Annotated in this window: 13 protein-coding genes; all 13 read right to left on the reverse strand. The window is 48.1% G+C overall.

Annotated features, from left to right (window positions below; genetic code table 11):
- Positions 1-166: 166 nt before the first annotated feature.
- The 13 genes from SPD80_RS06560 to SPD80_RS06620 all read right to left on the reverse strand — a co-directional run bounded on the left by SPD80_RS06560 (position 167) and on the right by SPD80_RS06620 (position 14201).
- Positions 167-847 carry a DivIVA domain-containing protein gene (locus tag SPD80_RS06560; RefSeq protein WP_320829036.1) on the reverse strand — a complete coding sequence of 227 codons (681 nt, stop codon included), beginning with the start codon at positions 845-847 and terminating at the stop codon, positions 167-169.
- Between the two features lie 61 nt (positions 848-908).
- Entirely contained in the window at positions 909-1172 is a 264-nt protein-coding gene (locus tag SPD80_RS06565; RefSeq protein ID WP_320604574.1) for a YggT family protein, read from the reverse strand.
- Between the two features lie 5 nt (positions 1173-1177).
- Positions 1178-1807 (reverse strand): cell division protein SepF, encoded by a 630-nt coding sequence (sepF, locus tag SPD80_RS06570; RefSeq protein WP_320604575.1) that lies wholly within the window; start codon positions 1805-1807, stop codon positions 1178-1180.
- On the reverse strand, positions 1804-2559 hold the full coding sequence (locus tag SPD80_RS06575) for a YggS family pyridoxal phosphate-dependent enzyme (RefSeq protein ID WP_320604577.1): 756 nt from the start codon (positions 2557-2559) through the stop codon (positions 1804-1806). Before SPD80_RS06575 ends, sepF begins: the two co-directional genes overlap by 4 nt.
- 47 nt (positions 2560-2606) lie before the next feature.
- The gene (locus tag SPD80_RS06580; RefSeq protein ID WP_320829037.1) at positions 2607-3413 is read right to left on the reverse strand and encodes a polyphenol oxidase family protein; all 807 of its coding nucleotides are present in this window, start codon (positions 3411-3413) and stop codon (positions 2607-2609) included.
- A 10-nt stretch (positions 3414-3423) separates the two neighbouring features.
- Positions 3424-4554, reverse strand: coding sequence for a cell division protein FtsZ (gene ftsZ, locus SPD80_RS06585; RefSeq protein ID WP_320604581.1), 1131 nt, complete (start codon positions 4552-4554; stop codon positions 3424-3426).
- Between the two features lie 249 nt (positions 4555-4803).
- Positions 4804-5994 (reverse strand): cell division protein FtsQ/DivIB, encoded by a 1191-nt coding sequence (locus SPD80_RS06590; RefSeq protein ID WP_320604583.1) that lies wholly within the window; start codon positions 5992-5994, stop codon positions 4804-4806.
- A gap of 30 nt (positions 5995-6024) precedes the next feature.
- Positions 6025-7446 (reverse strand): UDP-N-acetylmuramate--L-alanine ligase, encoded by a 1422-nt coding sequence (murC, locus tag SPD80_RS06595; RefSeq protein ID WP_320604585.1) that lies wholly within the window; start codon positions 7444-7446, stop codon positions 6025-6027.
- A gap of 64 nt (positions 7447-7510) precedes the next feature.
- Positions 7511-8650 (reverse strand): undecaprenyldiphospho-muramoylpentapeptide beta-N-acetylglucosaminyltransferase, encoded by a 1140-nt coding sequence (gene murG, locus SPD80_RS06600; protein WP_320604586.1) that lies wholly within the window; start codon positions 8648-8650, stop codon positions 7511-7513.
- Between the two features lie 5 nt (positions 8651-8655).
- Entirely contained in the window at positions 8656-10248 is a 1593-nt protein-coding gene (gene ftsW, locus SPD80_RS06605; RefSeq protein WP_320829039.1) for a putative lipid II flippase FtsW, read from the reverse strand.
- The gene (gene murD, locus SPD80_RS06610) at positions 10245-11663 is read right to left on the reverse strand and encodes a UDP-N-acetylmuramoyl-L-alanine--D-glutamate ligase (protein WP_320829041.1); all 1419 of its coding nucleotides are present in this window, start codon (positions 11661-11663) and stop codon (positions 10245-10247) included. Before murD ends, ftsW begins: the two co-directional genes overlap by 4 nt.
- Positions 11664-11721: 58 nt before the next feature.
- Positions 11722-12753, reverse strand: a complete 1032-nt coding sequence (gene mraY, locus SPD80_RS06615) for a phospho-N-acetylmuramoyl-pentapeptide-transferase (RefSeq protein WP_320829042.1) — start codon at positions 12751-12753, stop codon at positions 11722-11724.
- Positions 12753-14201 (reverse strand): UDP-N-acetylmuramoyl-tripeptide--D-alanyl-D-alanine ligase, encoded by a 1449-nt coding sequence (locus tag SPD80_RS06620; protein WP_320829044.1) that lies wholly within the window; start codon positions 14199-14201, stop codon positions 12753-12755. The genes mraY and SPD80_RS06620 overlap by 1 nt, the downstream gene beginning before the upstream one ends.
- Between the last annotated feature and the right edge of the window lie 3 nt (positions 14202-14204).

Genomic DNA, 14204 nt, shown 5'->3' on the forward strand with positions numbered 1-14204 from the left:
AAAAACTGCTATTTTATTTTTAAAAGGAGGCATTTGATTGACCTGGACTCGACCTGTACCTATAGAAAAATCCCTACAGCCTGATTGAACTGTAGGGATTACTAAGGTTGCTTAGATATATACGTTATATTTTATACTAGCTTAAAACTATACCCGTGCTATGAGCTTAGTCTAAGTCATCCAAACTAATAGCAGGCGTCTGCTCGGGTACAGAGATAGATGCCGCGTCCATAGCAGTAGGAACGCTTACAGATGGAGCAACTGCATGGTATTCAGAGGATGTGGAGGTAGAAAGCACTTGATTAGGGAATGCCGCATCCGCATCATCCATAAAGTGCTGCAGCAGTGTCTTGTACTCGGAGCGGAACTCCTCGCGAGAAGCCTTAAGACGATCAATCTCATCCAGCTCATTTTGCTTCTCGGCCAAGGCGGCGCGAATAACCTCACGAGCACGCTGATCTGCCTCAGTACGGATTTTATCAGCGGACTCCTTAGCATCTGCAACAATTTGATCTGCAGACTGCTGAGCAATAATAAGAACACGGGAAATCTGAGCCTCAGATGCACTGGTATCAGGCGCTGCAGGAGCAACAACGGCTGCTGCCTCGGGAGTCATATAGCTAGATGCCTCTGCTGCCTGCTCGGTGAGCTGTGCCACCTGCTCTTGAGCTGCAGCGAGCTGCTGCTCAGAGCTGTTAAGACGACCCTTAAGATCTGCAATCTTTTGGAGCATTGCATCAAGCTCGCCAGAGAGCTGCTCAAGAAAAGCATCTACCTCTTCTGTGTCATAACCATGCTTGGATGGCGAGAAGGTAAGCTGATCGATATCTGCTGGAGTAATAGCCATTGTTAGTTCCTTTCATGTGAGCGCGACTAACTGCGCGACTACGCAAAGATAGCTGTGCTTTTTAAAGTATACCTGCAAAGAAACGGACTACCAAACGTGCAATAAAATGCAAGACAATAATTCCTACAATTGGTGAAAAATCAAGACCACCCATAGGAGGGATAAATCGTCTAAACATATTCATATAAGGAGCAACGAGTTTGTCTAAAACAGCATATAAATCTTGGAGCCACTCATTACGCTGAGGGAACCATGAAAAAATACACCATGCAATAATCATGAACTCGTAAAACCTAAAAAGGGCTGCAATGCCATTTGCGAACATACGTTTTAATCCTTGCGAACAATCGTGCCATCTGCAATAAGCTTATCAACCTCGTTTTGCGAGAGCTCCTTGCCGGCAGGAAGAACAACAAAACATTGGACGCCCAGTTCCTGAATCTGGCCGCCTACCCCACATGCTAAACCTGCGCAGAAGTCAAAAATGCGCTTTGCTGCATCCATATTAGTGTTGCGAAATAATAAAACAACAGGCTGATTGGTACGAACACGACGAACAACCGTCTGACAGTCATCGTACGACTGAGGGGTTAACACATAGGCGGGAAGCTGACTACCAGAGCGAGGAATAGCAGCAGCACGCTCAGAGATGGGCGTAGAACGAGCGTAGCTAGGACGAGGAGCCGTGTCATACTCATCATCACGAGTGTACGTAGTTGCAGGAACAGAGCCACTATTGCCGCCCAAAGGACGACCAGAACGCGTATACACAGATACACTGTCTGCCTCAGGACGAGGGGTATTACCCAGCAGACCATTCCCCGAACTTGTAGCTACATCACGAGGCTGATCATATGCATCAGGAGTGTCATCGTAATCTTGCTCGTCATAGACGTTATCGTAATACTCGTCTTGGGGACCTATGTGGAGCTTGTCCTTAATGGTATCCAAAAAACTCATCGTGTTACTCCCTTTGCATACTTTGGATCAAACACAATCCTACCCAGCCTAATAAGTGTTGAACCTTGCGCAATAGCAATCTTAAAATCATCACTCATTCCGCACGACAATACAGGCAATTCATGACCAATTTGTATTTGCAGCTCATCACGCAATTCTCGCAAACCCTCAAAGGTACGTTTTGCTGCTTCAGGGTCATTTGCTGGAGCCATGGTCATAAGACCGCGCCAATCTATGCCCTCCAGAGCCGCTACTTGTTGTGCAACCTGGCAAAGCTCACGAGGGCTAAACCCCTGTTTGCTTTGCTCGCCAGACACATTAACTTCAAGCAGCACTGGCTGTGGATGTTTTGCACTTGTGTGAGAAGTATCTGGAGCCAACATAGACAAACCATCGCGCTGTGCCAATACGCGCTTATTGATAGCTGCAGCAAGATTAAACGACGAGACGGAATGGATGAGCTGAGCACGGTCAAGCACTTGATTAATCTTGTTGGTTTGTAAGTTACCAATCATGTCAAAATGCACCGTAGGCAAAGCTTTTGTCTTGCGAACAAGCTCCTGAGGACGGTTTTCTGCAAAGCAGTCCCAGCCTGCACGTACAGCCGCCTGAACCTCGGGAATATCTACCGTTTTAGAAACAGCAACCACGGTAACTTCATAAGGATTACGGCCAGCAACAGCACAAGCAGCTTCTACCTCTGCCATAATCTGTGCGCGGCGCGCAGCAATAAACTCTGAATACTCCAACATACCTCCCCTCTTATTACAAAAACCTTAGTTAAGCAGCAATAAAACAGTTACTCACGTAAAAACGCAACGGCGCCATGACGACCACACATACCTTGTTCTGCACGGTACGAAAAGAACCTATCAACCTCATGAGCCGTTGAACGCTTACAGTCCACAAAATGCTGTGGTTGCAAACCCACGTCTACCAGTGAAGTCTTAACAGCAGCACTCATATCAAGGTTACGCTCGCCCATCCGAACAAACTCACCAAACTCGTTTGTAAACTTCCGAATAAGCTCAAACGATACCTCGTAGTCTGCAGCAGCAATATGTGGGCCAACGTACGCCAACACATGTTGGGCAGTACCACCCGTTTGCGCGCATAACTCTTGCAACGCCAACGCAGAAATACGTGCAATTGTTCCACGCCAACCAGAATGAATGACAGCAAAACCAGGCACCGCGCCGTCTGTTGCCACAAGAATGACAGGTGTACAGTCTGCATAGCACAGCAATACGGGCACGTGAGCGCAGGTACACACAATAGCATCGCAGCCCTGTGCAATGCGCTCGCGAAAAGTGGGGAGCTGCTCAAGGCTAGAAATAGAGCATACGTTGCTTCCATGCACCTGATGAGGCACTACCAGATTGGAAGCAAACTCCCTATGGCCCATGGCCTCAAGCACAAGCGCACGGTTCTTCTTAACAGCTATAGGGTCATCTCCTACATGAGAACCCACATTAAGAGACGTATAGGGATATGCTGAGTAACCACCCGTACGCTGCGTAAAAGCAAGCGTGACCCCAGCTGGACAAGAAGTATCGCCCAGCAGAGTCACGCCACACGCTGTATATTCGCTCACGCGAGGAACCACGCTACTCCCCTTACGCGCGGCTGTTCCTGAGGAACTCAGGGATGTCAAAAGCCTGGTTGCCAAAGTCATTGGCAGGACGACCGGGACGCTGAGGTGCGGTAGAACGAGGTGTTGACAGAGGCGCGGGTGTTGCAGGACGGCTTTGTGGCATGCGGCTGAGCAAATCAGGCATCTGAGTTGCATTGGCATCATTAAAGCCCGTTGCAATGACCGTAACACGAACTTGGTCACCCAATGACTCGTCAACAACGGTACCAAAGATGATATTTGCCTCAGGATCAACATTAGAAGCAACAAGATCTGCTGCCTCATTAATCTCTTGAATGCCAAGGTCTTTGTTACCAGCAACAGACAACAACACGCGTGTTGCACCATCAATAGAGCTCTCCAGCAAGGGACTCGAGATTGCCTGCTGTGCAGCATCTGCTGCACGGTTGTCACCAGAAGCAAGACCAATGCCCATCATTGCAGATCCAGCACCGCGCATAACGGTACAAACATCCGCAAAGTCAAGGTTAATCAGACCAGGGACGGTAATAAGATCTGTGATGCCCTGGGTACCCTGACACAAAACATCATCTGCCATGCGGAAAGCCTCCAACATGGTAGTTTTCTTCTCGGAAATAGTAAGAAGACGATCGTTAGGAATAACAATAAGCGTATCTACTGCTTCTGCAAGATTCTTGATGCCTTCTACAGCAGAGCCAGCGCGTTTACGACCCTCAAAGGTAAAGGGTTTAGTTACAACAGCAACAGTTAGCGCGCCCACATCATTTTTTGCAATGTTTGCAACAATGGGAGCAGCACCAGTACCGGTGCCACCACCCTCACCTGCGGTAATAAATACCATGTCTGCGCCAGCAAGAGCACGCTTAATCTCATCACGGCTTTCCTCGGCTGCCTCTGCACCAACCTCAGGATTAGCACCTGCACCAAGGCCCTTGGTAATATCTGTACCAATATGCACCTTGATGTCAGCCTCAGAAATAGCAAGAGCCTGAGCATCGGTATTTACTGCTACAAACTCAACACCACGGATGCCTTCTTCAATCATGCGGTTAACAGCGTTAGTACCGCCACCGCCTACGCCAACAACCTTGATAACCGCAAGGTAGTTGTTTGGAGTATCTACGTCTGCCATGGTTCCTCCTCGTTCATTTAGCTTGCGCACACCATGAAGTATGCAAACCTTAAAGTTCAACTTAAACTCAAAGCACAAGGTAAAGCGCGTAATAGTTACATAGCTGCGCTCCAGATGCAACCCATTTGTGCAAAAGGTGAAAACCGCAGGTACATTGTTTGATGTTTGCTATTCTCAACCCTAAAGGATTACCTCAAGCTTTGGGCATTGATACAGCACATATACGAAGTCTTAACCCTCTACTTGAGCCTAATTGGATTGAGAGTCAGATTTTTGAGCGTCAGTAGACGTGGAGTCTTTAGAATCTTTGGATTGCTGAGCTTCAGCCTCTTGCTTTGCCTTTGCAGCAGCCTCATCTGCATCCGAAGGTGGATTGGTGTTAGCATCAGTTACCACACGCCCACCAGAACCAGGATTGACTGACTCTGATCCTACCTTGCGATAGCTTGGCTTAGACGGTATACGTACGTTGATATACGTAATCTGGTTAGGATATTGCGTAAGGAGCTGCGTAACCACACGTTCCTTTGTAGAAATATCAGTAGCACTACCCAAAGACACCTCTACCCCGCTAGAAAGCACGCAGGAAATGGACTCAGTGCTGGCAGCAGAATAACTCACAATATTCTTAGAGAAGTCCCCGCTAAACCCATTAATATACTTAAGTACTGCCAGTACAGTAGAATCAGTTGTCTTGCTAGCAGCTTTAGGAGTAACGGAAGACGGTACATTAGTAAGGAGCAAGCAACCTAACTGATTGGCTTGACGCAAAGCCACATCCGTTGCAGACTCATCCGTTGAAGCCGTAATCTTAAAAGGCTCAATCCATACCCCATCATTGCCAATGTACCAGGCAATATCACCTGAACTCATAAGCACAATAGCAGAAGCCTTACGCTCCTCTACATGTACCTTAAGTTTGTTGGGAAACACGCGTCTAATTTGTACGTCTCCCGCCCAGGGATTCTTTTGAATATTCTGAGCAATCTCTGACGTATTTACGTTAAGCAGCGTAGTTCCTGCAGGTACAGCAGCTAGTTTAGCAATGGACTCTGCATCCATATGCTGCGTTGGATCTGCATCAATAGACTCAATCACAAACACGGGCAACTGAGACAAAACAAGCAACAACAGCACTAAAGAGATTGCCGTAGCTGCAATACCAATCAACACACGCAACGGAGAAAATGACAGCCGCGGCAAGCTGAGCGAGAAACCCTTGGAGCGTGTACCATCTTTGGAAACGCCAGCGCTAACACCCGCTGCGCCATCGCGCTTGTTTACGTTTTGAATGCGTGCCTGCATAGACTGCTTAGCAGCAATACGTGCGGGGCTCGCGCCACGCTTCTTGAGTTGCTTGGCGACGCGCTTCTCTTCTCGCTTTGTTGGTTTTTTACGGGGTGTAGGCTTTAAGCTCTTGCGACCCGAATCGGCTGCCATAGTACGCTAACTATTCGTTGGTGTAAGGATTTATTGCGCTACGCCATCAAGACGTGCCTGCATAGCCTCAATAAATTGGGGCCCCAGCAAGGTTACATCACCAGCACCTTGTGTAATGAGCAAATCGCCTTCTTGGCATACCTCACATAACTTTTCTACCAAACCATGGTGCACAGGCACAAAAGCTACTTCAGGCACGCTTCCAAGCTTGCTTACCGCATGGGATATAGTCTTGCCAGAAACACCAGGAATAGGCATCTCACCAGCAGAAAAGACATCTGTAACAAACAGCACGTCTGCATCGTTAAATGCTGTGCCAAATTGATCTGCCAAAGCCTGCGTGCGAGAATAGCGATGAGGTTGGAAACACACAATAATACGCTTAAATCCCAAAGGCTTGGCAGCAGCTAACGTAGCAGCAACCTCGGTTGGATGATGCCCGTAGTCATCTACAACCGTAATACCAGCTACGGTACCCACATGAGTAAAACGACGATGTGCGCCACCAAAACAAGACAGCGCTGCAGCAGCCTCTGTAACATCCAAGCCAAGCACATCTGCTACAGCAAGAGCAGCAGTAGCATTTGCCATGTTGTGACGGCCAGGGTTAGCGCTAAGCGTTACAAAAACAGTAGTGCCTGCAGGAGTGGTTACACTTAAGTTGCTTGTAATGCCAGCTCCGCGCTCACCAGCGCTCACTACGTAATCATTGGAATCATTAAAGCCATAGGTCACAAAGGTACGGCCCGTAGATTGTGCCAACTCTACAAAGTGAGGGTCGTCACCGTTGATAACTACGCAGCCCGTCTCCCCCACCAAATCCATAAACTGGCAGAAGGTTTTCTCGACATTTTCGATAGTGCCATAGTGGTCCAGGTGATCGGCCTCAACGTTGGTGATAACCGCAATAGACGGCTCAAGATACAAAAAGGAGCCATCGGACTCATCTGCCTCGCACACAAAATAGCCGCCCTTGCCATCGCGACCATTCGTGCCGTACTCTTCTACAATACCGCCAATCAAAAATGCGGGATCTTTACCCATGTGGTCAAGCATGGAAGAAATCATAGAGGACGTAGTAGTTTTGCCATGGGTACCAGCAACGGCAATCTCGGTACGACCGCGACCTAATGCCGCCAACATCTTGGCACGAGGCCAAATCTGAATGCCCAGCTCACGGGCACGAATGACCTCGGGGTTGGTCTCTGGAATGGCAGAGGAAATAACAACTACGTCTGGCATGAGATCATCAATATTTTTTGCCTCATGACCCACACGCACTTCAATGCCAGCTCCCACGAGCTCGCGCACATAGTGGGATTGCTTAAGATCTGAGCCGCTTACCTGAGCTCCACGCTGATGTAATACCAAGGCAATGCCGCTCATACCAGCGCCACCAATACCTACAAAGTGGGCGCTCGAAAACGGTAAGGCAGCTGTGGTTTGGGACATAGTATCTCCTATGGAATAGTAAAGGACGATATAACTCTACCCTATCTTGAGGGTAGCAAGACGCCTACGCGCGCGCCTTTGACACGCTCTCCACTTCGTTAGCAAGCAAAGCGGCAGCGGTTGCCGAGCCCAAGCCCTGTGCTGCGGCACGCATGGTAGCCAGCTCTGCAGGACTATCAATGAGCGAGAAAAGCGTCTGCGAGAAGCGTTTCTTATCCAGCTCATCGTCTAAAACTAAGCGAGCAGCACCGCAATCTACCAGCAAATGTGCATTGGTAGTTTGATGATCTGCTGTTGCAAAAGGATACGGCACTAAAATGGACGGCACCAAAAGCGCTGCAATCTCTGCAATAGAGGATGCTCCTGCGCGAGAAATAACAAGATCTGCAGCAGCCAGCATATCTCCCATATTAGAAATGTAAGGCATAACGTGATAGCGCTGCTGCTCTTCTGGACTAAGGTTCAGCTCACGTACTGTCTGGTCATAGTCTGCAGTTCCCGTGGAGTGGATAACGTACAAATCTTGTCTCGACAGCAGCTCTGACTTATGTGAGGCAAGTGCAGCATTAAGATGTTTGGCGCCCAAGCTGCCCCCAAACACTACCAGTAAGCGGGCATCTTGGGGAACTCCTATGGCTTCTCTACCAGCAAAGCGTGTAGATTGCACCACGTCTTTACGGACAGGATTGCCAGTCACTTTAATGCGCTCATCAGAGCCTAAAACTTTTTGAAAAGCGTCTACCGCCGCAGGAAATGCCACGCATACCGCAGCAGCTTTTTTTGCAGAGTTTTTGTTTGCCAAACCAGGAACGGAGTTTTGCTCGTGTAGTACCACAGGCACCTTGTGAGAAGCACACCACTTAACAAGTGGTAGCTCTACATAGGCACCAAACCCCACTGCAACATCAGGTGCGCCCGTAGCAGCAAAACGGCGCCCAAGCTCTGCCTTTGCCTTATGAATACGCCATAATGCAGTTGCTAATGTCCAGGGACGAGAACGATCGAAGCCCGTTACCTGCAAAGGTACAAAATCGTAACCAGCTTCAGGCACAAGTTTTGCCTCTAGACGATTAGGCTGACCATAAAACGTAACATGATGGCCACGCGCAACAAGTTCCTCTGCTAATGCAAGAGCAGGATTAACGTGCCCAGCAGTGCCACCGGCAGCAAGAGCAACTTCAAGTTTTGTAGTAGCGTCTGTCAATTGGATTACCTCCTGCGATTATCCTTTGACGAATCCGAGCGGCGCGAGCGCAAGCGCTCTGCAGGACTGGGTCCCAAGTCTATACGTTGTGCACGCCCTGTGCGCCGTGAACGAGACGTATTGAGGCGCTCAGTTGCAGGACGAAAGAAAAACACGCCTGCTTTTGAATCTTTTTGTGCGCCAGCGTCAGAACTACTTGGTTCATGATGTACGGACCGCCTAGAAGCACTGCGCGGCTGGACAGCAATCACACCAGAGCCATGTGTGTCTGGATACGTACTATCTGTCTGAGCATCAGCCAAGCTAATTTGACTGCGACGGCGATCAAACTCAGTCTCAGGCAAAACGCTTTGCTTGGAAACGGACAAGATAAGACCTACAAGCGCCAAAGTGGACATGATGGATGAGCCACCGTACGATAAAAAGGGCAGCGGCTTACCAGTCATGGGAGCAAGACCTAAAATACCCATAACGTTAACGAACAGCTGGATAATAATGAGTGAGGTACAACCAGCCGCAATAAGCTTGCCGCACAAGTCAGGTGCATTTTTGGCGATGCGATAGCCATAATAAAGGAACGCACAAAAGCCAAGGATAACTGCAACAGTACCAATAAGACCGGTTTCCTCGCCAACCACAGCAAAAATAAAATCATTGTGAGCCTCAGGCAAATACGAATACTTTTGGCGCGACATACCAATGCCGGCACCCATAAAGCCTCCGCTGCCAAAGGCATAAAACCCCTGAAGTATCTGATAGCCAGCACCATACGGGTCTGCTTCAGGGTTAAACATAGTAATAACGCGCGCGCGTGAATAATCATCCGCCAAAACCAGTACCACAATAAAAAGAACAACGAGTGTGCCACCACCTAACAAGAGGCGCATGGGAGCACCAGCAAGGTATGCCATCACCGCAATCGTGACAACCAAAATAAGCGTAGTACCTTTATCCGGCTGCACTAAGATAAGAATAATTGGAGCTCCAACAAACAAGACAGCTTCTTTGCAAAGATTGCGGAAGGTAATTGTTTGCTCTGCAAAATACCTATACAAAATATCTGCGGCATACAGAATAACAACAACCTTTACAAATTCAGAAGGCTGGAAAGAAAAACCTGCTATGTTGAGCCAGCGTACAGCACCCTTGGTAACAACACCCAAAGCAGCTGTCATAAGCAACAGTGCTATCGATGCCGCCCAGGCAAAGGAAAGACCTTTACGTAAGGTATGGTAGTTTACCATGCTCAATACCACCGCAACGATGGTACCAGCCGTTGCATATATGAGCTGTCGTTTAAAGAAATAGGCAGGGTCTCCGGTAGACTGCAAAGCCTTAACGGAACTGGCTGAGTAAATCATCACCAAGCCAAATACCACGAGCGCCGCCACGATGAGTGACAAGATGAGACGCGGCTCCATAAAGCGAGCAGGAACTCCCGCTGTTATACGCTCCAAAAACGGTTTTTTATTTTTTGTGCGCTTGGTAGTTGCATCTACGCGAGCAGTACCTTGGCCAGATGCTTGAGAGCCTGTTGTACGCACAGTACGCCTATCGCGCCCAGATTGTCGAGAAGTGCCACGTGTAGAAAGTGTCATACTGAGCGCTCCTGCATTTTAGCCGCAACCAACTGTTTAAAGACACGTCCTCGCTCTTCATAGCCGGAAAACTCATCAAACGATGAACATGCTGGCGACAGCAAAACGGTATCTTTGGGGACAGCAAGTTCACAGGCACAATCCAATGCATCTGCTAAATGCTGTGCGCGTACAATTTCCAATTGAGTGCAACTCTGAGCAGCAGTTGCAGCGGCTGCAGCAGCTAACTCAGATTGGAAGCGCTTGCCCGCCTCGCCAAAGCACACCACGGCCTTGCAGCTTGCAAGTACCGCTTGACAAAAGTCCTCAAGATCAGTGCCCTTATCATGACCGCCAACCATAAGCACAATGCGTTTGGGAGCAAATGCCGTAAGAGCCTTGATTACAGCATCTGTGTTAGTTGCCTTGGAATCATTTACAAACGTAACGCCGTTAAGCTGACCCACAGGTTCAATACGATGCTCCAGCGGACTAAAACTTGCAAGTGTTTGAGCAACACAGGTTGCCGATACACCCAACTCCAGTGCTGTTGCAGCAGATGCCAAAGCGTTTTGTATGTTGTGCTCGCCTTTAATGGACAACTCGTCCACAGAAATAAGCTTGTATTCTGTACCATCCAAACGCACTACCAGCATGTTGTTATGAACAAAAGCCGCGTTTGGTGTTTGAGGATCTGCGGTGACATCCACAATACAGGTACGAATCTTACGTGCGGCAAGACACTGTACGATAGAAGCTAGGTTGTCATCAGCAGAAGCTATCGCAAGGTCACCAGTGCCTAGATTGGCAAAGATACGCTCTTTAGCGTCCCTATAGTTCTTAAAAGTGGTATGCCATGCAAGATGATCAGGTGTTATGTTAAGCAACACAGCAACACGCGGATGCATGGTGGATGTGCCAGCCAGCTGAAAACTCGAAAGCTCCGCTACAAACCACTCGTCTGTTTGACGAGCAGAGACTTTACTAATGCTCAGCGTACCAATATTGCCTACAGCCTGTGCAGCCATGCCTGCTTGCTGCAAAAGCGTGCAGGTAAGCATGGTAGTGGTGGTTTTACCGTTTGTGCCGGTAATACCAATCCAGTGTGCTGGACTTTCACGAAAAGCAAACTCAGGTTCACCTATGATTTGAGCACAATGTGCTTTGGCACTACAAAAGAAGTCACAAAACTCAGAGATGCCAGGTGAAGAGATAGCAAGGTCATAGCTGCCTTCAACGGTATCAGTTCCCACAACTACCCGTATACCTTGAGCTTCGAGCTCCGCGGTTTTCTTGGTAGCTGTAGAGGCTGCTCCACCATATACGGTAATGGAGCTCACACGGCTGGTGCCAAGACTTACGAGATAGTCGCAAACGGCAAACCCGGTTTTACCCAGTCCGAGTACGAGCACATTTCCTAAGTTTCTTGCAGCCATGCTAAAACCTAACGTGTAATAATTCGTATAGTAAGGTAGTTCTACCCTCAAGGCGCTTTTACTTTAGTTGGAAGTACAGTGCAAAACCAATAGCCGCACACGCTGCGGAAATAATCCAGAAGCGAATCACAACCTTGGTCTCACTCCAACCGAGCTTCTCAAAATGATGATGAATGGGCGCCATTAAAAAGACGCGCTTGCCAGTAAGTTTGAAGCTACAGACTTGAATCATAACGGACAGTGCCTCAACCACAAAAAGGCCGCCCATAACCACCGAAACTACCTCAGTCTTGGTAAGCACGGCAAGTGCCGCAAACGCAGAGCCAAAGGCCAAAGAGCCCGTATCACCCATAAAAATAGATGCAGGATAGCAGTTAAACCATAAAAAGCCGATAAGGCCACCAGCAATAGAAGCTGCAAATACTGCAAGGTTAACCTCGGAATAGCTAAATGCAACAGCAGCCATCATAAGCATGACTACTAACACTGTTCCACCAGACAAACCATCAAGACCGTCGGTAAGATTAACGGCGTTAGACATGCCAGCCATAAGAAGGAATACAAAGACAATATACAGCCAAGGTACTGCAATGGTCATGCCATTAACCACAAAGGTGCTGCTAAGAATCCCCAGATTGATGTCAAGCCCGCCAGGGAAACGCAATACCGGAGCAATGTCACAGAGATTTACCGCAAGCAAACCAAAGGTAACAGAGATAATAAACAGGCCAATCATCTTTTGCTTAGGAGTTAAACCAAGCGAACGACCATGCGCAACAGACTCTATATCATCTGCAATACCAAGCAATGCCGTAATAATAGTTGCGCCAAAACCAATCATAAGATTGGGTGTCCAACGTGCCAACAGCACACAGGTAATGGTCATGGCAACCAAAATGATAACGCCACCCATAGTGGGAGTCCCCTGCTTAATAAGATGACGCTGAGGACCATCGGCACGAATTTGCTGGCCGACGCCCTCACGACGCATGAGCTTAATAAACAGCGGCATCAAAATCAAAACGATAATGGCAGAAAGCCCAATTGCCAAAAAGACTTGATAGCTCGGATAGCTTGGTTTACCAAACACTATGCGAGCACCCCCTTTACAAATTGGTCAAGCGCACTTGCCCTTGAAGCTTTAGCCAGCACAACATCATGAGGCTCCAAGATTGGCTTGAGCGCAGCAACCGCAGCGTCTACAGATTCAAACATTTCAATTTTATCGTCAGACATACCCATTGTGATAGCTGCTTCGCGCATCCCACCCACAAATTCACTTCCGATAAGAACGAGCATGTCCAAAGGTTTAGCGGCAGCGTAAGCACCAACATAGTTGTGGAGCTCGCGTGCCATCTTACCCATTTCACCCATTTCACCCAAAACTGCAATGCGCTTACCACGGCACGGAAGGGAGGCAAGTACATCTAATGCTGCTGCCATAGAGCTGGGACTTGCGTTGTAGCTGTCATCAATGATGCGTGGCTTATCTGTACCGCCAACAATTTCTAAACGCATATGTGTCTGAGGCATATGTTGTATACCTTCAATGCTAGCTTTATGGTTAATAGCAAGTTTATCTGCAACTGCAAGTGCTAAAAGATAATCATTTACCAGGTGTTTTCCAGGAATTGGAAGTTGCACAGGCTGAATATCGCCATCTTCATAATATACATTACAACAAACATAACCTTCATCTGTAAGCTTAATGTTACGAGCACTCAAATTATCATGCGTAGATGTACCAACATATGAGGTAGCTACTGCAGAAGCTTGTGCGTACTTGGTAGCAATATAGGTGCTAAAGTCATCAGAACTTACCAGATACAGACAAGGCTTAATTTGCATACCTTCAAGTGAATCTTGAACCATGCCAGAAACGATTTCTGCTTTTGCTTTTGCAATGTTTTCACGTGAACCTAACAGGCCAATATGACTTGTTCCAACGTTAGTAATAACTGCCAGTGTTGGATGTGCTGCAGCTGCAAGACGTGCAATCTCGCCAGGGTGGTTCATGCCCATTTCTGCCACAATGACTTGCGTATCTTCAGGAGCAGAAAGTATCGTAAGCGGCAAACCAATCAGATTATTAAAGTTTCCCTTGGTAGCATGTGTCTTATACTGAGCAGAAATGGCTGCTGCCAGCATATCCTTCGTGGTAGTTTTACCTACCGAGCCCGTCACGCCAACCACAAACCAATCTGCATGCATTTCTCGCCATGCTTGTGCAAGACGCAGCATAAACTCTTCGCCGTCATCATCCTGTGCACGCACAACAGCACAGGTATTCTTTGCAGCTGTATCAAGCAATTCATCGGTAGGATCTGCGGTAAGCACCACACAGGCAGCACCATTGTGAATGGCTGCAGGAGCATAGGCATTGCCATCTACGCGCTCACCACAAAAGGCTACAAACAGGCCATCAGTAACAACGTCACGGGAATCAATTGCTACATCTTTTGCTATGCGAGCGCCATCTCCGGCTAGCAGCGTACTGCCAGTAACTGCGCAAATAGAAGCAACATCCAACGAAAACATACT

It is taken from the genome of Atopobium sp., from assembly GCF_034113385.1.
Classification (GTDB): Bacteria; Actinomycetota; Coriobacteriia; order Coriobacteriales; family Atopobiaceae; genus Atopobium.